22 protein-coding genes are annotated in these 20,933 nt (G+C 72.5%); 11 read left to right on the top strand and 11 right to left on the bottom strand.

Annotated features, from left to right (window positions below; all coding sequences use genetic code 11):
• Positions 1-252 (top strand): hypothetical protein (locus ACV530_RS31515; RefSeq protein WP_494336085.1); only part of this gene is annotated, 252 nt, incomplete at its 5' end.
• A gap of 179 nt (positions 253-431) precedes the next feature.
• On the opposite strand, the gene ACV530_RS31510 is transcribed toward ACV530_RS31515, so the two are convergent.
• On the bottom strand, positions 432-932 hold the full coding sequence (locus ACV530_RS31510) for a hypothetical protein (protein WP_494336084.1): 501 nt from the start codon (positions 930-932) through the stop codon (positions 432-434).
• Positions 933-952: 20 nt separating this feature from the next.
• The gene (locus tag ACV530_RS31505; RefSeq protein WP_494336083.1) at positions 953-1,258 is read right to left on the bottom strand and encodes an SH3 domain-containing protein; all 306 of its coding nucleotides are present in this window, start codon (positions 1,256-1,258) and stop codon (positions 953-955) included.
• A gap of 173 nt (positions 1,259-1,431) precedes the next feature.
• On the opposite strand from ACV530_RS31505, the gene ACV530_RS31500 reads away from it, so the two are divergent.
• On the top strand, positions 1,432-3,603 hold the full coding sequence (locus tag ACV530_RS31500) for a protein kinase domain-containing protein (protein WP_494336082.1): 2,172 nt from the start codon (positions 1,432-1,434) through the stop codon (positions 3,601-3,603).
• A gap of 17 nt (positions 3,604-3,620) precedes the next feature.
• Here ACV530_RS31500 and ilvD read toward each other — a convergent pair whose 3' ends face one another.
• The 4 genes from ilvD to ACV530_RS31480 all read right to left on the bottom strand — a co-directional run bounded on the left by ilvD (position 3,621) and on the right by ACV530_RS31480 (position 7,958).
• Positions 3,621-5,462: a dihydroxy-acid dehydratase gene (gene ilvD / locus ACV530_RS31495; RefSeq protein ID WP_494336081.1), complete on the bottom strand. Its 1,842-nt coding sequence runs from the start codon at positions 5,460-5,462 to the stop codon at positions 3,621-3,623.
• A 98-nt stretch (positions 5,463-5,560) separates the two neighbouring features.
• Positions 5,561-6,181 carry a TetR/AcrR family transcriptional regulator gene (locus tag ACV530_RS31490; RefSeq protein WP_494336080.1) on the bottom strand — a complete coding sequence of 207 codons (621 nt, stop codon included), beginning with the start codon at positions 6,179-6,181 and terminating at the stop codon, positions 5,561-5,563.
• On the bottom strand, positions 6,178-7,002 hold the full coding sequence (locus ACV530_RS31485) for a sugar phosphate isomerase/epimerase family protein (protein WP_494336079.1): 825 nt from the start codon (positions 7,000-7,002) through the stop codon (positions 6,178-6,180). Before ACV530_RS31485 ends, ACV530_RS31490 begins: the two co-directional genes overlap by 4 nt.
• Positions 7,003-7,025: 23 nt before the next feature.
• Complete coding sequence (locus ACV530_RS31480; RefSeq protein ID WP_494336078.1) at positions 7,026-7,958, bottom strand: Ppx/GppA family phosphatase; 933 nt, start codon at positions 7,956-7,958, stop codon at positions 7,026-7,028.
• A gap of 43 nt (positions 7,959-8,001) precedes the next feature.
• On the opposite strand from ACV530_RS31480, the gene ACV530_RS31475 reads away from it, so the two are divergent.
• Complete coding sequence (locus ACV530_RS31475) at positions 8,002-8,814, top strand: DUF3109 family protein (RefSeq protein ID WP_494336077.1); 813 nt, start codon at positions 8,002-8,004, stop codon at positions 8,812-8,814.
• Here the strand turns inward: ACV530_RS31475 and ACV530_RS31470 are convergent, their stop codons facing one another.
• Positions 8,815-10,398: a BACON domain-containing protein gene (locus ACV530_RS31470; protein ID WP_494336076.1), complete on the bottom strand. Its 1,584-nt coding sequence runs from the start codon at positions 10,396-10,398 to the stop codon at positions 8,815-8,817.
• Positions 10,399-10,629: 231 nt separating this feature from the next.
• Here ACV530_RS31470 and radA point away from each other — a divergent pair, with 231 nt between their 5' ends.
• Positions 10,630-12,066, top strand: coding sequence for a DNA repair protein RadA (gene radA, locus ACV530_RS31465; RefSeq protein WP_494336075.1), 1,437 nt, complete (start codon positions 10,630-10,632; stop codon positions 12,064-12,066).
• A 108-nt stretch (positions 12,067-12,174) separates the two neighbouring features.
• Positions 12,175-13,299: a DNA integrity scanning diadenylate cyclase DisA gene (gene disA / locus ACV530_RS31460; RefSeq protein ID WP_494336074.1), complete on the top strand. Its 1,125-nt coding sequence runs from the start codon at positions 12,175-12,177 to the stop codon at positions 13,297-13,299.
• Between the two features lie 25 nt (positions 13,300-13,324).
• Here disA and ACV530_RS31455 read toward each other — a convergent pair whose 3' ends face one another.
• From ACV530_RS31455 to ACV530_RS31445, 3 genes are all read right to left on the bottom strand, one after another.
• The gene (locus tag ACV530_RS31455; protein ID WP_494336073.1) at positions 13,325-14,143 is read right to left on the bottom strand and encodes a hypothetical protein; all 819 of its coding nucleotides are present in this window, start codon (positions 14,141-14,143) and stop codon (positions 13,325-13,327) included.
• Positions 14,144-14,317: 174 nt separating this feature from the next.
• Positions 14,318-14,806 carry a pyridoxamine 5'-phosphate oxidase family protein gene (locus ACV530_RS31450; RefSeq protein ID WP_494336072.1) on the bottom strand — a complete coding sequence of 163 codons (489 nt, stop codon included), beginning with the start codon at positions 14,804-14,806 and terminating at the stop codon, positions 14,318-14,320.
• A gap of 11 nt (positions 14,807-14,817) precedes the next feature.
• Positions 14,818-15,060 (bottom strand): hypothetical protein, encoded by a 243-nt coding sequence (locus tag ACV530_RS31445; protein WP_494336071.1) that lies wholly within the window; start codon positions 15,058-15,060, stop codon positions 14,818-14,820.
• 128 nt (positions 15,061-15,188) lie between these two features.
• Between ACV530_RS31445 and ACV530_RS31440 the strand changes: the two genes are divergently transcribed.
• The 5 genes from ACV530_RS31440 to cseC all read left to right on the top strand — a co-directional run bounded on the left by ACV530_RS31440 (position 15,189) and on the right by cseC (position 19,533).
• Complete coding sequence (locus tag ACV530_RS31440) at positions 15,189-16,079, top strand: HhH-GPD family protein (RefSeq protein ID WP_494336070.1); 891 nt, start codon at positions 15,189-15,191, stop codon at positions 16,077-16,079.
• A 213-nt stretch (positions 16,080-16,292) separates the two neighbouring features.
• Entirely contained in the window at positions 16,293-16,841 is a 549-nt protein-coding gene (locus tag ACV530_RS31435; protein ID WP_120755533.1) for a SigE family RNA polymerase sigma factor, read from the top strand.
• 26 nt (positions 16,842-16,867) lie between these two features.
• Positions 16,868-17,500: a hypothetical protein gene (locus tag ACV530_RS31430; RefSeq protein ID WP_494336069.1), complete on the top strand. Its 633-nt coding sequence runs from the start codon at positions 16,868-16,870 to the stop codon at positions 17,498-17,500.
• 6 nt (positions 17,501-17,506) lie between these two features.
• Complete coding sequence (gene cseB / locus ACV530_RS31425; RefSeq protein ID WP_494336068.1) at positions 17,507-18,211, top strand: two-component system response regulator CseB; 705 nt, start codon at positions 17,507-17,509, stop codon at positions 18,209-18,211.
• A 26-nt stretch (positions 18,212-18,237) separates the two neighbouring features.
• Complete coding sequence (gene cseC, locus ACV530_RS31420; RefSeq protein ID WP_494336067.1) at positions 18,238-19,533, top strand: two-component system sensor histidine kinase CseC; 1,296 nt, start codon at positions 18,238-18,240, stop codon at positions 19,531-19,533.
• 10 nt (positions 19,534-19,543) lie between these two features.
• Here cseC and ACV530_RS31415 read toward each other — a convergent pair whose 3' ends face one another.
• Positions 19,544-20,254, bottom strand: a complete 711-nt coding sequence (locus tag ACV530_RS31415; RefSeq protein WP_494336066.1) for a M23 family metallopeptidase — start codon at positions 20,252-20,254, stop codon at positions 19,544-19,546.
• 285 nt (positions 20,255-20,539) lie between these two features.
• Here ACV530_RS31415 and ACV530_RS31410 point away from each other — a divergent pair, with 285 nt between their 5' ends.
• The gene (locus ACV530_RS31410) at positions 20,540-20,884 is read left to right on the top strand and encodes a trypco2 family protein (RefSeq protein WP_494336065.1); all 345 of its coding nucleotides are present in this window, start codon (positions 20,540-20,542) and stop codon (positions 20,882-20,884) included.
• Positions 20,885-20,933: the final 49 nt, after the last annotated feature.

Genomic DNA, 20,933 nt, shown 5'->3' with positions numbered 1-20,933 from the left:
TCATCCCACAAGGGGACGGGGTTGTTTTATAGTCTGGCGTTGACTTTTGGCACGCTGTTGAGTTCTCAAGGAACGAACGCTTCCTTTGTACTCACCCTCTCGGGCTTTCCTCCGGGCGCTTCCCTTCGTTGTTTCCAACCTTACCAGATCCGTTTTCCGGCTCCGGCCCCCTGTTGGATCGGGGTTTCTTTCTTTTCCTTCGCGCCTTCCGGCGTGATCACTACTTTAGCGGATTTCCCCCGCGACTCCTAATCGGAGCCAGGAACCGAATTCCGGCATGCCGAAATCAATCCCGTTCAAGGGCCGTGCAGTAATGATTGCCGCCAGTCAGGCGAGAAGTGCCGCCCCCGCGTCCTCGCGGACGCCGTGGCAACTCGAAGAACTCTACACGAGGTTCAGGGGTGCTCGGGACCGGGTCGCCCCTCAGCCCCTCAGCGCTTCTTGCGCTTCCGGCGAGCTGCCGGGTTGCCCGTGCGGGTGGAGCGGAGGCGGTCGTGGCGGGCCACGGCCTCCTCGTACTCCTCACGGTGCAGCTTCTCGCCAGGGGCCTCCTGGAGTGCGCGCAGGAAGTAGGCGAGCAGAGCACCGACGAAGCCGATGAACATCAGGCTCTGCACCGACCGCTCCATCCCCGGGTCGGCCGGCGCGGGCCTGCGGCGGACGAAGCCCTCCCAGGTCCGGCGGAACGCCAGGGCGGTGCACGCCAGCACGGCGCCGATGAGAAGCAGGTCGACCAGCCTGCCGACCTGGGCGATGGCCAGCCCCTGATAGGCGAAGCGCAGGACGAAGGCGCCCGCCACCGCGGCGGCCAGGGATCCCACCGCGACGGCGCCCCGGCGCAGTGCGTAGCCACCGTCGTGGTCGACCCAGGTCGTACCGAAGAACCGGATGGGCTCCGGCTGCGGGCCAGGAGCCTCGTGCTGATCGCTCATGAATCGATTATGTCCACGGGTTAGCCACAGCTGACCGTCACGTAACCGCTGCTGCCCGTCTTCACATAGGTGTCGGAGATGAACTGGCCGGGGGCGATGTTGTCCCAGATGCTGCTCGTGCCGCACGGGCCGGAGACCGTTTCACCGCGGGTCTGGCAGCGGATCGGCACAGTGGAGCCCTGCTGGAGGACCTTGACGACCCCGTAGCCGGTGCCCGGGCCGCTGCGGACGTTGACCTGATAGCCCGGTGCGAGCGGGTAGTAGACGGCGTCGGCGATCGACCTGAGCGACTCGATACCCGGCTCGGCGTTCTCTTCGCTGGCCATACGGCCCTCCCCTGTGACGAATCCTGCTGATCGGCCGTCAAATGAACCGAGTTGACGGTGATGTGACATGCGCAGGCTAGCAAGGAGCGGCACGTCCTCCCCGGTATCCCGCCGCCCATCGATTAGGCTCCGCAAACGGTCGAAAGCGGCCGAGACGACACGGGGGTGGGGGAATGCCGCCGCTGCGCAGTACCGGGGCGGGCCCGGAAGCGGAGGATCCGGAGTACGCGGGTCAGTACCGCCTGGAAGGCCGTCTCGGCGCCGGCGGCATGGGCGTGGTGCATGTGGCCCGCTCCCCCTCCGGGCTGCGGCTCGCGGTCAAGGTGGTGCACGCCGACCACGCGGCGGACCCGGAGTTCCGGGCACGGTTCCGGCAGGAGGTGGCGGCCGCCCGGCGGGTGAGCGGGGCGTTCACCGCGCCCGTCGTGGACGCCGACCCGGACTGCGAGCGGCCCTGGATGGCCACGCTCTGCATCTCCGGCCCGACTCTGGCCGCACGCATCAAACAGGACGGGCCGCTTACCTCGAACGAGGTACGCCGGCTGGCGGCCGGTCTCGCGGAGGCGCTGCGGGACATCCACCGGGCGGGGGTCGTCCACCGCGATCTCAAGCCCAGCAACGTCCTGCTCGCCGAGGATGGTCCCAAGGTGATCGACTTCGGCATCTCCCGGCCGTCCGACAGCGAGCTGCGCACCGAGACGGGCAAGCTGGTCGGCACCCCGCCCTTCATGGCGCCCGAGCAGTTCCAGCGCCCGCGCGAGGTCGGGCCGGCGGCGGATGTGTTCGCACTGGCGTCGGTGCTGGTCCACGCGGCGACGGGACGGGGGCCGTTCGAGTCGGAGAGTCCGTACATCGTCGCCTATCAGGTGGTGCACGACGAGCCGGATCTGACGGGCGTCCCCGAGGACCTCATCCCGCTCATCCGGGCCTGTCTGGCGAAGGAGCCCGCCGACCGTCCGACGCCGGACGCGATCATGGCTCAGCTGCCCCAGCTGTCGCATGCTCCCGTCACTCCTCTTACTGCGCAGACGTATCAGCAGACGCATCAGGGGAAGCGAGAGGTCACTCCCGTCACCCATGCCCGGGTCCCGGTGACCGCGGAGCCCGAGCCCGCGCCCGTCCCCTCGCCCGCCGCGCGCCGCAAGCGGCGCGTGCTGTGGTTCGCCACCGCTGCCGTGACCGCCGTGGCGCTGGGCGCGGGCGTGAAGTGGGCGGTGACCGGGAGCGACGGGCCGGACGGGGCGCCGGAGACGCGCCAGACCTCCGCCGGGGCGGACTGGCGGCCGTGGCGGGCGCCGCTGCTCGAGGGCGTCGACAGCCGGGACGCGCATCCCGGCTCCTGTACCTATGCGGAGATGGCCCTCTACTGCTCCGCGCCCGGCCTGCACGTGGCCCGGATCGACGCCGTGGGCGGCAAGGTGACCTGGCGGCGGACGGCCAGGAACACGCTGCCGGGCAGTGCCGGGGCTCCGCCCGCGCCCGTGGTCAGCGGTGGTCTGGTCCTCGCGCTGTCGCCGGACGGCCGGCAGCTGGCCGCCTTCGATCCGGTGACGGGCCGACCCCGCTGGACCCGCGATGTGTCGGCGCACGTCGGACGGATATACCACGCGAGCGACACGGTCCTGCTGGTCGCGACGGACGGTACGGTCACGGCGCTCGACAGCCGTACGAACAAGGAGCGCTGGCGCCACGCCCTGCCGGGCCACCACAGTCCCGTCTTCACCTCGTACCGCGGCGGTGTCGCCTATGCCACCGCTCTGTCCGCCGACGGGCGCAGCACGCACATCGTCGCCGTCGATCCGGTGCAGGGCACGACGCTGTGGCAGTGGACGGGCCGCGGCAGTCTGACCACCACGGGGGCGGACGAGGACGGCGCCCTGCTGCTGACCGAGACCGACAGCATGCAGCGGGTCTCCAGCGTGGTGCGCTACGACCCGCTGGCGCGGCGGGAGAGCCGGGTGCCGCTCGACAAGCCGGTGTTCGCCGCGAGTTCGGTGTCACGTGACGACGTGGTCTATGTGCTGTCGGGGGACGGGGGTCTGACGGCGGTGGACACGGTGCGCGGCCGTCAGATGTGGCGGACGGAGACGTCCGTCGCCAATGCCTCGCCCCTGGTGGCCGCCGACGGACGGCTGTACTTCTCGGCCGCGGACGGCCGGCTGCTGGCCGTGGACGCAGTGCGCGGCGTGCTGATCGGGCAGACGCAGCCCCGCCCGGGCGCTGCCGGGCGGGGCTTCGCGGGAACGGTCCCGCCGCCGGTGGCGGCGGACGGGAAGGTGTTCGGGTCGGCGCCGGACGGAACGGTGTTCGCGGTCGACGCCGACGAACCGGACGAGTGGCGTTAGCCAAAGAACTCCGGGGGCTAAAGCAGCTTGCTGATGTCCCGCACCGCGCCCTTGTCCGCGCTGGTGGCCATGGCGGCGTAGGCGCGGAGTGCCTGCGACACCTTCCGCTGCCGGTCCTTCGGGGCGTACGTACCGCCCAGGGCGGCGCGGCGGGCGGCCAGTTCCTCGTCCGGGACGAGGAGTTCGACGGACCGGGCCGGGATGTCGATGCGGATGCGGTCGCCGTCCTCGACGAGTGCGATCGTGCCGCCGGACGCCGCCTCGGGCGAGGCGTGGCCGATGCTCAGGCCCGAAGTGCCGCCGGAGAAGCGGCCGTCGGTGATCAGGGCGCACTTGGCGCCCAGGCCGCGGCCCTTGAGGAAGGAGGTGGGGTAGAGCATCTCCTGCATGCCGGGGCCGCCCTTGGGGCCCTCGTAGCGGACGACGACCACGTCGCCCTCCTTGACCCGCTTGGTGAGGATCGCCTCGACGGCCTCCTCCTGGGACTCGACGACGACGGCCGGGCCCTCGAAGGTCCAGATCGACTCGTCGACACCGGCCGTCTTCACCACGCAGCCGTCGGCCGCGAGGTTGCCGTACAGCACGGCCAGGCCGCCGTCGGCGGAGTAGGCGTGCGCGGTGTCGCGGACGCAGCCGTTCGCGGCGTCGAGGTCGAGGGACTCCCAGCGCTCGGACTGCGAGAAGGCGGTGGCCGAACGGACGCAGCCGGGGGCGGCGTGGAAGAGCTCCACGGCCTCCGTGCTCGGTGAACCGCCGCGCACGTCCCACTGCTTGAGCCACTCGGCGAGCGAGTCGGCGTGCACGCTGTGGACGTCCTCGTGCAGGTGCCCGGCGCGGTGGAGTTCGCCGAGGATGGCGGGGATTCCGCCGGCCCGGTGGACGTCCTCCATGTGGTACGAGCCGTTGGGCGCGACCTTGCAGACGCAGGGGACGCGGCGCGAGACGGCGTCGATGTGCGACAGGTCGAAGTCGAGCCCGGCCTCCTGGGCCGCGGCCAGCAGGTGCAGGACGGTGTTGGTGGAGCCGCCCATGGCGACGTCGAGGGCCATGGCGTTCTCGAAGGCGGGGCGGGAGGCGACGGCCCGCGGCAGGACGCTCTCGTCGTCCTGCCCGTAGTACCGCTGGGTGATCTCGACGACCGTGCGGCCGGCGGCCTCGTAGAGGTCCTTGCGGGCGGTGTGGGTGGCGAGCGTCGAGCCGTTGCCGGGCAGGGCCAGGCCGAGGGCCTCGACGAGGCAGTTCATCGAGTTGGCGGTGAACATGCCGGAGCAGGAGCCGCAGGTGGGGCAGGCGGCCTCCTCGATGCGGGCGAGGTCCTCGTCGGAGGTCGTCTCGGAGACGGCCTCGGACATCGCGCTGATCAGGTCGAGGTTCGTCCGGACCGTGCCGTCGACGAGCGTCGTCTTGCCCGCCTCCATGGGGCCGCCGGAGACGAAGACGGTGGGGATGTTCAGGCGCAGGGCGGCCATCAGCATCCCGGGGGTGATCTTGTCGCAGTTGGAGATGCAGATGAGCGCGTCCGCGCAGTGCGCCTCGGCCATGTACTCGACGGAGTCGGCGATCAGGTCGCGGGAGGGGAGGGAGTAGAGCATGCCCCCGTGGCCCATGGCGATGCCGTCGTCCACGGCGATGGTGTTGAACTCGCGCGGGATGCCGCCGGCGTTCTTGATCGCCTCGGAGACGATACGGCCGACGGGCTGGAGGTGGGTGTGGCCGGGGACGAACTCGGTGAAGCTGTTCGCCACCGCGATGATCGGCTTGCCGAAGTCCTCGCGGGCTACGCCCGCGGCGCGGAGGAGGGCGCGGGCGCCTGCCATGTTGCGGCCGTGGGTGACTGTGCGGGATCTCAGGTTCGCCATGAATCAACGGTACGCGGTCCGTCCGGGGGGCGGACAGGGTTTTCGTCATGTGAGACGACGCCCATGTGAAACGGCCCCCATGTGAGACGGCCCGGGAGTCACGGCCCGGTCAGGTGGTGCTGGACGGCCGGCGCCGTCATGGCGACCACCTGGTCGAAGGGCGCCGAGGCCAGCGGCTCGACCTTGATGACGTGACGCAGCATGGCGATGCCCACCAGGTGGGCCGCGGCGAGCTCGGAGCGCAGCCGGGGCTCGGGGACGGTCAGTTCGCCCGCGAGGCGGATCATCACCCTGGCGCTGACCATGTCGCGGAAGACGGCGGCGGCGGTCTCGTTGGCCACGGCGGAGCGGACGATCGCGAGCAGCGGTTCACGGGCGACCGGGTCCTCCCAGATGCCCAGGATGAAGCGGGTGAGCCGTTCCCCCATGCCCTCCGGGCCGCCCTCGGCCGCCACGTCCGGGGAGCGCAGCGCGGGCGCGAAGGCCGTTTCGATCGCTGCCGCGAAGAGCTGTTCCTTGGGCCCGAAGTAGTGATGGACCAGGGCCGGGTCGATGCCCGCGCCCCTGGCGATGGCGCGGATGGAGGCCTTGTCGTAGCCGTGCACGGCGAACTCGGCACGGGCCGCGGCCACGATGCGCTCCCGCGTGCCGGGGCCGTCGCCCGCGTCCGTACGGGCGGGGCGGCCGCGCCGTCTGGGGGCGTCGCCCGGGGCGCTCACGGGCGGGCCGCGCCGGTCGGTGAGGCGAGGTGGAGCCGGGTGAAGGCCAGGGCCTCCGCCAGGTCGGCCTCGCGCTCGGCGGCGGACATGGCCCGGCGGGTGTTGACCTCGATCACGACATGGCCGTCGAAGCCCGTGGTCGCGAGCCGCTCGAGCAGTTCGGCGCAGGGCTGCTTGCCGCGGCCGGGCACCAGGTGCTCGTCCTTGGCGGAGCCGTTGCCGTCGGCGAGGTGGACGTGGGCGAGCCGGTCGCCCATGCGGTCGACCATCGCCAGGGCCTCGGTGCGGGCCGTCGCGGTGTGCGAGAGGTCCACGGTGAGGTGGCGGTAGTCGTCCTTGGTGACGTCCCACTCGGGCGCGTACGCGAGCATCTCGCGGTCGCGGTAGCGCCACGGATACATGTTCTCGACCGCGAAGCGGACGTCCGTCTCGTCGGCCATGCGCCAGATCCCCCGGACGAAGTCACGGGCGTACGAGCGCTGCCAGCGAAAGGGCGGGTGGACGACCACGGTGCTCGCGCCGAGCCGCTCGGCGGCCGAGCGGGCCCGCTGGAGCTTGACCCACGGGTCGGTGGACCAGACGCGCTGGGTGATCAGCAGACAGGGGGCGTGCACGGCCAGGATCGGCATCCGGTGGTGGTCGGAGAGCCTGCGCAGGGCGTCGACGTCCTGGCTGACCGGGTCGGTCCACACCATGACCTCGACACCGTCGTAGCCCAGGCGTGCGGCGATCTCGAAGGCCGTCGCCGTCGACTCCGGGTAGACCGAAGCCGTGGACAGCGCGACCTTCGCGTCCGGGATGCGCACCACTGGCTGTGTCACGAGGGACAGCGTACGACCGCCTCTCACGCGGTGGGCAGGTGGTCCAGGCGTCGCAGGATGACGCCCTCGCGCAGCGCCCAGGGGCACAGCTCCACCTCGTCCAACCCGAACAGGTCCATCGCGCCCTCCGCGACCAGTGCGCCCGCCAGCAGCTGGGGCGCGCGGCCCGCGGACACCCCGGGCAGCGCGGCACGCTGCGCCGGGGTCATCGCGGTGAGCCGGGGCACCCACTCCTCCAGCGCCGCACGGGTCAGGGTGCGCTGGACGTACAGGCCCTCGGCGGACCGGGCGGCACCGGTGATGCGGGCGAGCTGTTTGAAGGTCTTGGAGGTGGCGACGGCGTGGTCGGGGCTGCCGAGCCGGGCGAACTCGCCGACCTTGCGGGCGATCTCGGTGCGTACGTGACGGCGCAGCGCCCGTACGTCCGCGGGGTCCGGGATGCCGGCGGGCAGCCAGCCGGAGGTCAGCCGGCCGGCGCCGAGCGGCATGGAGGCGGCGGCGTCGGGCTCCTCGTCGGTCCCGAGGGCGACCTCGAGGGAGCCGCCGCCGATGTCGAGGACGAGCAGCCTGCCGGACGACCAGCCGAACCAGCGGCGGACGGCGAGGAAGGTGAGCCGTGCCTCGTCCTCGCCGCTGAGCACGGCCAGGTCGACGCCGGTCTCCTCGCGGACGCGGGCGAGCACGGCGTCGGCGTTGGATGCCTCGCGGACGGCGGAGGTGGCGAACGGGAGCACGTCCTCGACGCCCTTGTCCTCCGCGGCCTCGAGGGCCTCCCGGATGACGGCGACGAGGCGGTCGACTCCGTCGTCGCCGATGGCGCCGGAGTCGTCGAGCAGTTCGGCAAGACGCAGTTCGGTCTTGTGGGAATGGGCGGGCAGCGGGCGGGCTCCGGGATGCGCGTCCACCACGAGCAGGTGGACCGTGTTCGAACCCACGTCGAGAACACCGAGTCTCATGGGGGCACGCTACTGGGGCGCACGGGACACATAGGCTTGAGGTGTGGCAAAGACGAAGAAGGCGAAGCACGGCAAGGGCGCACCGGTCGTGAAGGTGAAGAAGAACGAGTCCTCCGACGAGGTGGGGCTCGACTTTCCGCGTGCGTGGGTCGAGTTTCCCGATCCTGCCGATGACGAGCAGGTCTTCCGCTGCGACCTGACCTGGCTGACCTCGCGCTGGACCTGCATCTTCGGCAGCGGCTGCCAGGGCATCAAGGCGGGCCGCGCCGACGACGGCTGCTGCACGCTGGGCGCGCACTTCTCCGACGAGGACGACGAGAAGCGGGTCGCGGGCCACGTGGCCCGGCTGACGCCGGACATCTGGCAGTTCCACGAGGAGGGCACGCAGTCCGGCTGGACGCAGCTCGACGACGACGGTGAGCGGCAGACCCGGCGCTGGCAGGGTTCGTGCATCTTCCAGAACCGTCCCGGCTTCGCGGGCGGCGCCGGCTGCTCGCTGCACATCCTGGCGCTGCGGGAGGACCGGGAGCCGCTGGAGACCAAGCCGGACGTGTGCTGGCAGCTGCCGGTCCGGCGTACGTTCGACTGGATCGAGCGGCCGGACGACACCAAGGTGCTCCAGGTCACGATCGGCGAGTACGACCGCCGGGGCTGGGGCCCCGGCGGCCACGACCTGCACTGGTGGTGCACGTCCGCCACGTCGGCGCACGGCGCGGGCGAGCCCGTGTACGTGACGTACCGCGCGGAGCTGGTGGAGCTGATGGGCAAGGAGGGGTACGACCGCCTCGTCGAACTGTGCGAGCAGCGGCTCGCCTCGCTGCTGCCGCTCGCCCCGCACCCGGCGGACCCCAGCTGATCATCCGCGCGGCGGTGCGGCGGGGGCCGTCGCGGGCGGCGGGGTACGGGGCGGGACCGGCTCCGGCGCCTTGCCACGGCCCTCGACGGCCACGACGGAGCCGCCGGGCCCGACGGTGATCCGCGCGCTCCAGGGGCCGACCGGCTCCCGCCCCGGGACGACGGACACCGTGACGGTCGCCGTCTCGCCGGGGCGCAGCACCCCGCCCGAGCGGCTCAGCCGCAGCCAGGGCGCGTCGGCCGCCGCCGACCAGTGCACTTCCTCGCCGCCGCTGGCGGTGATCGTGACGACGGTGTCGAGACCGCTCGGCTGCGCCTCGACCGTCAGCCGCCCGGGGCCGGGCCACGACCCCGGCGGGCCGGGGCGGGGCAGTTCGCGGACGGCACCGCCCGGGGAGGGCACCTGGTCGCCGGGCCGCTGCGGGGGGCCGCCGGCGGACAGGCCGGAGAGCCCGGAGAGCCTGCGGCCCATGGCGGGCCGGGAGCCCGGCGGGTCCTCGCCCCGGCCGGTGGGCCGGGCGAAGGGGGAACGCGCGGTGCCCTTGCCGCCCCTGCCGCCCTTGGAGCTGTCGCCGGTGGCCACGCTCGTCGAGCCCTCCCCCTCGCCGAGGGGCGTGCCGCGGTAGGCGGCCCACAGGGCCAGTACGGGCGCGGCCACGACGGTGGCGACGACGGTGGTGGTGACGGCCCGGCTGCGCAGGCGGCTGCGGCCGACGGCGCGGTCCCTGGGCGGCAGGGGGAAGCCGCTGCGGTCGTAGCGCGGGGTCTGCTGCGCGGCGGCGCGGCGGCGCGGCGTACGGAGGGCGAGGGCGCGCAGCATGGCGGCGCGGGCCGCGTCCCTCGGCGCCGGGACGACGGGGAGCACGGCGGCGGAGGCGGTGGTGCCGGGCCAGGAGCCGTCGGCGGTGGTCCGCTCGGCGGTGCGGCGGCAGTCGGCGCAGTCGTCGACGTGCCGGACGAGTTCGCGGCGCAGCGCGGCGCCGAGCCGGATCGCGGTGTCTGCGGTGTCGTCGGGTCGCTGACCGACGAAACGGGCGACGACCGGGCAGCGGCCCGACTCGACGACGGCCAGGGCGGTGCGGGTGCGCTCGACCTCGCAGGCGGCGCTGGAGAGCAGGGCGCGCGTGGTGTCGCCCTCGAGGCGCATGACGGCTGCGACTTCGTGGGCGGCGAGCCCGTGGCGGACGGCGAGTTCGAGCGCCTCGCGCTGTTCGGCGCTGGTGCCGGCGGCTTCCGGCCAGGCGAGAGCGGCGAGTTCGGCGCGGTGCCCCGGGTCCGGCGGTCCGGCGGGCGCCTCGGCGGGTTCGGCGAGTCTGCGCAGGCACTCCCACCGGGTCAGGGCGTACAGCCAGGGGCGGAGCAGTTCGTCGTCCGGGGCACGGTCGGCGCGGCGCTCGGCGAGGGCGAGGACCTCGCCGAGGGCGGCGGTGGCGGCGTCGTGGTCGCACAGCACGGACAGGCAGTAGGTGAACAAGCCGTCCAGGTGGGGTTCGTGGGGCGTGACGACCGGGGGCTGGGCGGCGCGCGACGCACGGCGGTGCGCGCCGGTGGCATGCGGGGGCTGCTCGGGCCTGCTCGTCATCATCCCGGCGACGGTAGGCGGCCGGTGGCGGCTGGTTCGCGATGCTCACCCACGTTTAACCCATTCAGGTGAGCTTCTCCCGCAAAAGGGGACATGAGCCGCACTTGCCGTGCTGACCGGCCGGGTGGCGCACGCCGGTACACGGCCGTACGCCGGGTGCGCCCGACGTGCGCTGCCCTGCGCGTCCCCCGCCTCCGGGGCCCGTTGTCGGTGCCCCCCGCTACCGTGGCTCGCATGGCTGCTCGTACCTCCCGCTCGTCCGCCAAGGACCGGCCCTCGTACCGCTGCACCGAGTGCGGCTGGACCACTGCCAAGTGGCTCGGCCGCTGCCCGGAGTGCCAGGCGTGGGGCACGGTCGAGGAACACGGCTCGCCCGCCGTGCGCACGACCGCGCCGGGCCGGGTGACGTCCGCGGCGCTGCCCATCGCGCAGGTCGACGGCCGGCAGGCCGCCGCGCGCGGCACGGGCGTCTCCGAGCTGGACCGGGTGCTGGGCGGCGGGCTGGTGCCGGGGGCGGTGGTGCTGCTCGCGGGCGAGCCGGGCGTCGGCAAGTCCACGCTGCTGCTGGACGTGGCGGCGAAGGCGGCCTCCGAGGCGCACCCCACGCTGTACGTCACGGGCGAGGAGTCGGCGAGCCAGGTCCGGATGCGGGCCGACCGCATCGGCGCGCTCTCCGACCACCTGTATCTGGCCGCGGAGACGGATCTGTCCGCCGTGCTCGGCCATCTCGACACGGTGAAGCCCTCGCTGCTGGTCCTCGACTCGGTGCAGACGGTGGCCTCCCCCGAGATCGACGGCGCCCCGGGCGGCATGGCCCAGGTGCGCGAGGTCGCGAGCGCCCTCATCCGCGCCTCGAAGGACCGCGGCATGTCAACCCTGCTCGTCGGCCATGTCACCAAGGACGGTGCGATCGCGGGCCCGCGCCTGCTGGAGCATCTGGTCGATGTCGTGCTGCACTTCGAGGGCGACCGGCACGCCCGGCTGCGCCTGGTCCGCGGGGTCAAGAACCGTTACGGGGCGACGGACGAGGTCGGCTGCTTCGAGCTGCACGACGAGGGCATCACCGGTCTGGCCGATCCCAGCGGCCTCTTCCTGACCCGGCGCGACGAGCCCGTGCCCGGCACGTGCCTGACGGTCACTCTGGAGGGCCGCCGCCCGCTGGTGGCCGAGGTGCAGGCGCTGACGGTCGACTCGCAGATCCCCTCCCCCCGCCGCACCACCTCCGGCCTGGAGACCTCGCGGGTGTCGATGATGCTGGCCGTCCTCGAACAGCGCGGCCGCATCAGCGCCCTGGGCAAGCGCGACATCTACAGCGCCACGGTCGGCGGGGTGAAGCTCTCCGAGCCGGCCGCGGACCTGGCCGTGGCGCTCGCCCTGGCCAGCGCGGCCTCCGACACCCCGCTGCCGAAGAACCTGGTGGCCATCGGCGAGGTGGGGCTCGCGGGCGAGGTCCGCCGGGTCACCGGGGTGCAGCGCAGGCTCGCCGAGGCCCACCGGCTGGGTTTCACCCATGCGCTGGTGCCGGGCGACCCCGGCAAGGTACCCCCCGGCATGCGGGTGAGGGAGGTCGCGGACATAGGCGAAGCGCTGCGGGTACTGCCCAGGAGCCCGCGCCGGGCCGCGGCGCCGGAGGGCGGTGCGCGGGCTCGGCCGGAGGACGCCCCCCTCTGAGCGGCCCGACGACAGTAGACTTTCCCCTGGTCCCGCCCGTACGCATGCGACCGGTTACGCGCACAGGGCGCCCGCGGCCACCGTTGACCATGCGACCGGAGGAGTGCAGTGGCAGCCAACGACCGGGCATCGGGCCCCGGCAGGGCCGGGGGCGGCTCCGGTTCCGACGGTCTGATGCGCGCTTCGCTGAGCGCCGTGGCGCCCGGCACGGCCTTGCGCGACGGCCTCGAGCGCGTTCTTCGCGGCAACACCGGCGGACTCATCGTGCTGGGCATGGACAAGACCGTCGATTCGATGTGCACCGGCGGATTCGTCCTCGACGTCGAATTCACCGCGACCCGCCTGCGCGAGCTGTGCAAGCTCGACGGGGCGCTGATTCTGGACAAGGACATCACCAAGATCGTCCGGGCGGGCGTCCAGCTCTACCCCGACGCGTCGATCCCCACCGAGGAGACCGGCACCCGGCACCGCACCGCGCAGCGGGTCTCCATCCAGTCGGGCTTCCCCGTCGTCTCCGTGAGCCAGTCGATGCGGCTGATCGCGCTGTACGTGGGCGGGGAGCGCCGCGTCCTGGAGGAGTCCGGGGCGATCCTCTCCCGCGCCAACCAGGCGCTGGCCACCCTCGAGCGCTACAAGCTCCGCCTCGACGAGGTCGCGGGCACGCTCTCCGCCCTGGAGATCGAGGACCTGGTGACGGTCCGCGATGTCACCGCGGTCGCCCAGCGGCTGGAGATGGTGCGCCGCATCGCCACGGAGATCGCGGAGTACGTGGTCGAGCTGGGCACCGACGGCCGTCTGCTCTCGCTCCAGCTCGACGAGTTGATCGCGGGCGTGGAGCCGGAGCGCGAGCTGGTCGTGCGGGACTACGTTCCCGAGCCGACGGCGAAGCGCACGCGTACGGTTCCCGAGGCCCTGTCCGAACTGGACTCGCTCTCCCACGCCGAGCTGCTCGAACTCCCCATCGTCGCGCGGGCGCTGGGCTACAGCGGCTCCCCGGAGACCCTGGACTCGGCGGTCTCGCCGCGTGGTTACCGGCTGCTGGCCAAGGTTCCGCGGCTGCCGGGCGCCATCATCGAGCGGCTCGTGGACCACTTCGGCGGCCTGCAGAAGCTCCTGGCCGCCAGCGTCGACGACCTGCAGACCGTCGACGGCGTCGGCGAGGCCCGGGCGCGCTCGGTGCGCGAGGGGCTCTCGCGCCTCGCGGAGTCCTCGATCCTCGAGCGGTACGTCTGATCCGGACGGACCGGGGTGGACGTCATCAGCCCTTGTCGAGGACGAACTCCACCCGGTCCGTGACCCCCGCGACCCGCACCTCGACGCGGTACGTGCCCGGCGTCACCGCACCGTTCGCGGACGGCGTCCCGCACTGCGGGACGCTGCGCTTGCGGTCCCACTCCAGCGTCCGCTTGGTCTCGCCCGAGCCCGGCACCTCCACGGGCACGGGGCCCGTGCCGCGCGGGCAGTCGTCGGAGGCCCATACGGCCTCGTCGCCCGACCGGTCGGTGATCTTGAGTACGGCGCCGGGCGAGCCGAGGTCCACCTTGCAGGCGCCGCTGCCGGAGTTCCTCACCACGATCTCGAACTTGGGCTTCTCGTCGGGCCCGTAGGAATCCTTCACGCTGCGGACCGTCAGCCGCACTGCACCTGACACACAGTCAGGAACATGTGACCCAGCCGCCACAACCGTCCCGTTGCCCGCGCCCAGTACCCCGGCCGCCGGGTTCCCGGAACCGCTGCCTCCGCCGTGCGCACCGCCGCCGGAACCGGAACCGCCGCCACTGCCGCCGCTCTGGCCACCCCCGCCACCGGAGCCACCGCCCGATTCGTCACGCCCGCCCGGCCGTTGGCCGATGTGCGGCCCCGAAGGGGTCGGGCCCGGCGTGATGGTGGCGGTGTCACCCGGCCCCTTGGCGTCCGCGCCGCCGTCCTTGGAGGACGCGGAGTCGCCGTCCCCGCCGAGCGTGAGCAGCCACACCACCAGCATCGCGAGGATGACGACCACGGCAAGCACAACTCCCCGCCGCCGCCAGTAGATGGTGGAGGGCAGGGGTCCGATCGGATTGCGCAGAGATCCCACGCGAAAACTCTACGAGAGAACCGGCCGGGCTCCACCCCGTACCCGCCGGAGGAGTGCCTACTTTTCTCATCATCTGCCCGGAACCTCGCCCGTCACACCCGTCTCGGCCGTGATGGCCGAAACGCGCCTCTCCAGAACACCCCGTCCCGTAAAGGCACTTCTGTCACCGCAGCGTCACTCTGAGGTGAACTCCTGGGACCGTCGCCACTCCGTCTTGTGCCCGAACCCCCGTCCGTTGTCCACGAGACGGAGCCAGTCCGGGCGCAACTCCCACAATTCCACCCGCTCCATCGCCTCCCGCAGCCGCTCGGACCGTTCCACATACGGAAAGCGCGCGCTGTACGCACGCCAGGCACGCGCCCGTTCGGCACCCGTCAGCGGACGGCAGGCACCCCTGCCCTGCACGCCAGTCAGCGCCGTCCACTCCTGACCGTCGCGCTGCGCCGTGAAGGCCACCCGCGGATCGCCGCCGGCGAGGGCGCGACCGTGCCGGGTGGTGACCGAGCTGACGAACAACAGCACGCCCCCCTCGCCCGCGGCCCCCTCGCCCACGGCGTAGAGCACCGCGCACGCCTGGGGGCCGTCCTCGTCGGTGTAGGCCAGGGTCAGGGTCGTATGGGCGTCGAGGGCGGCCAGGATCTCGGGCGGGGGCTGCTCTTCCATGCCCCCATTCTTCAGCTCCGGTGACAGATGAACGTACGCACTCCCCCGGGACCGGCCTCGGTGATCGAACTCGCGCACCCCTCCGGGCAGACCGGCGCCGCGGCAGCGGTGTTCCGGTGGCGCTCCGGGGGGTGGCGGCAGGTCGAGCAGTACCAGCCCGGGGGCAGCCCGGGCACGGGCGTCATGTCCCACCACAGCGGGTTGGCGCACACCCTGCAGCGGACCAGGGGCGGAGCTTCACGGCCGGTGTCCATGCGCGGCATGGTCACCGAACCGGCGGGTGTCGAACGCCTGTTGAGCCCTCCGGTCACCCGAACGTGGCAGGACGGGCCGCCCGGCGCGTTTCTCCGCCGCACACCGACATGCCAGGATCGGGGGTGCCATGACTACGACGCTCACGCCCGCCGTCCTGCACGCCCCCGTCATCGACTGGTTCGACGAGCACGCCCGCGATCTGCCCTGGCGCCGTCCCGAGGCCGGGGCATGGGGTGTGATGGTCAGCGAGTTCATGCTCCAGCAGACCCCGGTCAGCCGGGTCCTGCCGGTGTACGAGCAGTGGCTCGCGCGCTGGCCGCGCCCCGCCGACCTGGCCGCCGAGCCGCCGGGCGAGGCCGTCCGCGCCTGGGGCCGCCTCGGCTACCCGCGCCGCGCGCTGCGCCTGCACGCCGCCGCCACGGCCATAACCGAGCGGCACGGCGGCGACGTACCGCGCGACCACGCCAAGCTGCTCGCGCTGCCGGGCGTCGGGGAGTACACGGCGGCCGCCGTGGCGTCCTTCGCGTACGGCCAGCGGCACGCGGTCCTCGACACCAACGTCCGCCGGGTCTTCGCCCGCGCCGTGACCGGCACCCAGTACCCGCCGAACGCCACCACCGCCGCCGAGCGCAAGCTCGCCCGCGCCCTGCTGCCGGAGGGCGAGGCGGCCGCCGCCCGCTGGGCGGCGGCCACGATGGAGCTCGGCGCGCTGGTCTGCACCGCCCGTACGCCCGCCTGCGCCCGCTGCCCCATCGCCGAGCGCTGCGCCTGGCGGGCCGCGGGCTCCCCGGCCCACGACGGCCCGCCCCGCCGCGGCCAGACCTACGCGGGCACCGACCGGCAGGTGCGCGGCAAGCTGCTGGCCGTGCTGCGCGAGGCCGTCCGCCCGGTGCCCCAGGCCGCGCTGGACGCCGTGTGGGACGAGCCCGTGCAGCGGGCCCGCGCGCTCGACGGGCTCGTCGCCGACGGCCTGGTCGAGCCGCTGGCCGACGGCACCTACCGGCTCCCGCTCACCTAGCCTCCCGGCCCTCCGAAGATGGCCGGATCACGACGCTGAAACGGACAGAGCAGTTCTTTCCCCTCGGCTGTTACACAACCTATGGACAGCTGTGCACCATCCGAGGGGCTGCTGCACATCGCGTCGCAACAGCTCCTCCGTAGCGTCCTCTCCGTGCCGGAGGACTTTCCGGCGAGGCACGGGGAAGAGCAAGCGGAATGGAGGGCTGCGAGTATGGCCAGCAGCGGCAAGGTTCTGGACTTCGAAGAGTACGTTCGCAACCGCCAGGACGCCCTCCTGCGCAGCGCCCGCCGACTCGTCCCGGACCCCATTGACGCCCAGGACCTGCTCCAGACCGCTCTCGTCCGCACCTACGGGCGCTGGGAAGGCATAGCGGACAAGTCGCTCGCCGACGCCTACCTCCGCCGTGTCATGATCAACACTCGTACCGAGTGGTGGCGCGCCCGCAAGCTGGACGAGGTGCCCACCGAGCAGCTCCCCGACGCGAGCGTCGAGGACGGTACGGAGCAGCACGCCGACCGCGCCCTGCTGATGGACGTCCTCGGCGTCCTCGCGCCCAAGCAGCGCAGCGTCGTCGTCCTGCGGCACTGGGAGCAGATGAGCACGGAGGAGACCGCGGAGGCGCTCGGCATGTCCACCGGCACGGTCAAGAGCACGCTGCACCGCGCGCTCGCCAGGCTGCGCCAGGAGCTCGAGAGCCGCGACCTGGACTTCCACGCGCTCGAGCGCAACGAGCGGGGGCAGGAACGGTGCGCCGCCTGAGGTTGGGAAAACTCGGCAAGGAGGCTGTGAACAAACCGGCTCTGATCACCGGCGGTGCGGTCGCGGCGATGGCCGCGGCCGTCGGCCTTGTGCTGGCCGGCTGCAGTGCGGGCAGCGAGGGCGTCCGCAAGGAGGGCCCCGCGCAGACCCGGTCGGGCGCCCAGGCCACGGGCCGGCCCGAGGCGGGCTCGTCCGCGCCGACCCACGAGAAGGTCGACGCGGTCAAGCTGATCAAGAACGATCCGAAGATCAGCGACCAGATCAAGAAGAACTTCAAGCCCTGCGTCAAGGACCAGTACCCGGTCGACGTCATATACGGCCAGCTGACCGGCCAGGACCGCGACGACATCGTCGTCAACATCCTGACCTGCGGCGATGCCATCGGTGTCGGTTCCTATGTGTACCGTGCCAAGGGCGACGGCTACGTCAACGTGTTCACGTCCGAGCAGTCGCCCGTGTATGCCGACATAGACCGCCGCGAACTCCAGGTCACCACCCAGGTCTACGGACCCGGTGACCCGGTCGCCGATCCCTCGGGGGAAGAAGTCGTGACCTATCACTGGTCGGACACCCAGTTCCGCGAGACCGGGCGGACGCACACCGACTACAGCAAGGCCGGGAACACCGCGAAGAGCGTGCTCCAGGGGACGGAGGGCTAGAAGAGCGTGGCCGAAACGCATGTGCTCTTCGTGGAGGACGACGACGTCATCCGCGAGGCGACGCAGCTCGCCCTCGAACGCGACGGCTTCGTCGTCACCGCCGTGCCCGACGGGCTGCTGGGGCTGGAGCGCTTCCGTGCCCAGCGCCCCGACATCGCCCTGCTCGACGTGATGGTCCCGGGCCTGGACGGCGTCAGCCTGTGCCGCCGGATCCGCGACGAGTCCACCGTGCCCGTGATCATGCTCTCGGCCCGTGCGGACTCCATCGACGTCGTGCTCGGCCTGGAGGCCGGCGCCGACGACTATGTGACCAAGCCCTTCGACGGCGCCGTGCTCGTCGCCCGGATCCGCGCCGTGCTGCGCCGCTTCGGGCACGCCAGCGGGGCGGCCGGTGCCGCGGACGGCGCCGACGGGCCGATCGAGGGCGGGCTGCTGCGCTTCGGCGACCTGGAGGTCGACACCGAGGGCATGGAGGTCCGCAAGGACGGCACCCCCGTCGCCCTGACCCCGACCGAGATGCGGCTGCTGCTGGAGTTCTCGGCCGCGCCCGGCACGGTCCTGTCCCGGGACCGGCTGCTGGAGCGGGTCTGGGACTACGGCTGGGGCGGTGACACCCGTGTCGTCGACGTCCACGTCCAGCGTCTGCGTGGCAAGATCGGCCAGGACCGGATCGAGACCGTCCGCGGCTTCGGTTACAAGCTCCGAGGCTGAGGCCTCATGAAGATCCCCCCGGCACCATGGTGAAGCTCGCTCTCCGCAGTGGCCTGCGCTGGAAGGTCAGCCTCGCCATCGCGGCGGTCGGCGCGCTCGTGGCGGTCGCGCTCAGCCTCGTCGTCCACAACGCCGCACGGGCCTCGCTGCTCAACGGCACCCGGGACGTGATGGACCAGCGGGTCCAGGTCGCCCAGCGCTACTACGAGAACACCGGCCGGCTCATGCTCCGCGCCAAGCTGAACGACCCGGCGCTGCCCAAGCCCCTCCAGGAGGCCGCGAGCCTCGGCCAGCGCGCCACCTTCCTCCAGGACAGCGGCAGCGGCGCCCCCGAGGTCTGGGCCTCGGTCCCGCTGCGCAACGGCAAGATCCTTTCGATGCACGCCCAGTTCAAGGACCGCCTCAAGACCCTCAGCGACCTGGACCGGGCCCTGATCATCGGCTCCTGCTCCGTCGTCCTCGGCGGCTGCGCCCTGGGCATCCTCATCGGCGGCCAGCTCTCCCGGCGGCTCCGCAAGGCCTCCTCCGCCGCCCGCATGCTGGCCGACGGCAACACCGAGGTGCGCGTACGCGACGCCATCGGCGGCCGGGTGCGGGACGAGACCGACGACCTCGCGCGCGCCGTCGACAGCATGGCCCAGGCGCTCCAGGACCGCATCGAGGCCGAGCGCCGGGTCACCGCCGACATCGCGCACGAGCTGCGCACCCCCGTCACCGGCCTGCTCACCGCGGCCGAGCTGTTGCCCCCGGGCCGGCCGACCGAGCTCGTCCGGGACCGGGCCCAGGCTATGCGCACCCTCGTCGAGGACGTCCTCGAGGTCGCCCGCCTGGACGGCTTCGCCGAGCGGGCCGAGATGCAGGAGATCGAACTCGGCGAGTTCGTGCAGCGCCGGGTGCGGACGTTCTCGCCCGAGGCCCGGGTGACGGTGACGCGGCACGCCTATGTGTCCACCGACCCCCGCCGGCTCGAGCGCATCCTCGGCAATCTGCTGGCCAACGCGAACAAGCACGGCAAGGGCCCCGTCGAGGTCACCGTCGAGGGCCGGGTGCTGCGGGTCCGCGACCACGGGCCCGGCTTCCCCGAGGAACTGCTGCGCGAGGGCCCGAGCCGGTTCCGTACGGGCAGCGAGGACCGCGCGGGCAAGGGCCACGGCCTGGGGCTGACCATCGCGGCGGGCCAGGCCCGTGTGCTCGGCGCGCGGCTCACCTTCCGCAACGCCGACCCGGAGGCGGGGGGCAGCGGTGCGATCGCCGTGCTCTGGCTGCCGGAGTCGTCCCCGACGAGCACCAGCAGCTTCCCGCTGGTCCAGGTACCGGACTGAGCCGCAGGTATCAGAGCTTGTCGCCGTGGGCGGCGAGGAAGCCGAGCGGCTCGACGGCGGTGCCGTAGTCCGGGGTCGTACGGATCTCGAAGTGCAGGTGCGGCCCGGTGGAATTGCCGGTGGAACCGGACAGGCCTATCTCCTGGCCCGCGTCCACGCTCTGGCCCACCTGGACCTCCACCTGCGACAGGTGCGCGTACTGGGAGTACGTGTGGTCGTCGTGCTTGATCACAACGGCGTTGCCGTAGGCCGCGCCGTCGCCGCCCCCGCCCGGACCTGCCTTGACGACGACGCCCTTGTGCACGGCCTTCACCGGGGTGCCGGTGGGCACGACCAGGTCCTGGCCGCTGTGCTTGTTGGCCCACAGGCCGCCGTCGATGCCGAAGGGCTGGCCGATGACGTACTCGTCCACCGGCTTCACCCAGGCGTCGAGCGAGCCACGGGCCGCGGAGCGGTCGGCCCGCTCCTCCCCGGCGTCGCGCCGCTCCTTCGCCGCCGCCTTCAGCTGCGTCTCGGCCTGCTGGTTCAGCGCATCGCCGAGCGAGGCGGCGGAGGCGGGAAGCCCGTCGAGCCCGGTCTCCCCCGCGAGCGCCACGCCCGGACCGAACGCCAGCGACCCGGCGAGGCCTGCGGCCAGCGCGGTGGCGGTGATTGGGGTCTCCCCTGGTCGAGCGAAGCCGAGACCTTGGGGAAGGGTGCGCAGGGCGGCGCGCTTCGGCATGGGAAAAAACCTCCGGGAACGATCAGATCCCGGCCACCGGGCCGGGATCGGACCCCTTCCTATCCCGCACTTCCGGCGCGTACCAAAGCGAGGATCTACGGCCGAGCCTCGTAGTGAAGGTGATCGCATCGGCCTCCAGCCCCTTGGGCGATTGCGGACAGGGGCGACTAATCCGGCTAGTAGCCCCGGAATCCGCTGTGCGTCTTGTCACCAAAGCCCGGGCGCCGCAGTACGCTCCGGGGCGTCATCCGCACACGCGTCGCACACCGCCGAGGGGCAGGCCGCATGAGCGAGGAATCCCGCTTCGACGACATCGAGCTGGCCGAGGCCGTCCAGGCCATCCGCACCGGCCTCACCCACGCCACCACGGCGGGCGAGGGCCAGGACCTGGCCTTCGACGTCGGCGCGATCACCATGGAGTTCACCGTGGAGATCCGCAAGGACCTCCGGGGCAGCGGCAGGGTCAAGGCCTGGGTCGTCAGCGCGGGCGCCGAGGGCTCCCGGGGCTCCACGCACACCCACAAGGTCACCTTCACACTCACGCCCAAGGACACACGGACGGGCGGCAGCTGGCAGGTGGGCAATCAGCGGCAGGGCGGGACGAGACACTTCGGCCCGCCGGGGGCATGAACACAAAGCGGCCCCGGAACCTCGCGGTTCCGGGGCCGTTCTGTGTCAG

The organism is Streptomyces sp. SX-6, assembly GCF_059089585.1.
The sequence above is the reverse complement of the archived record's forward strand: the minus strand, read 5'-3'. Positions and strand labels throughout refer to the sequence as shown.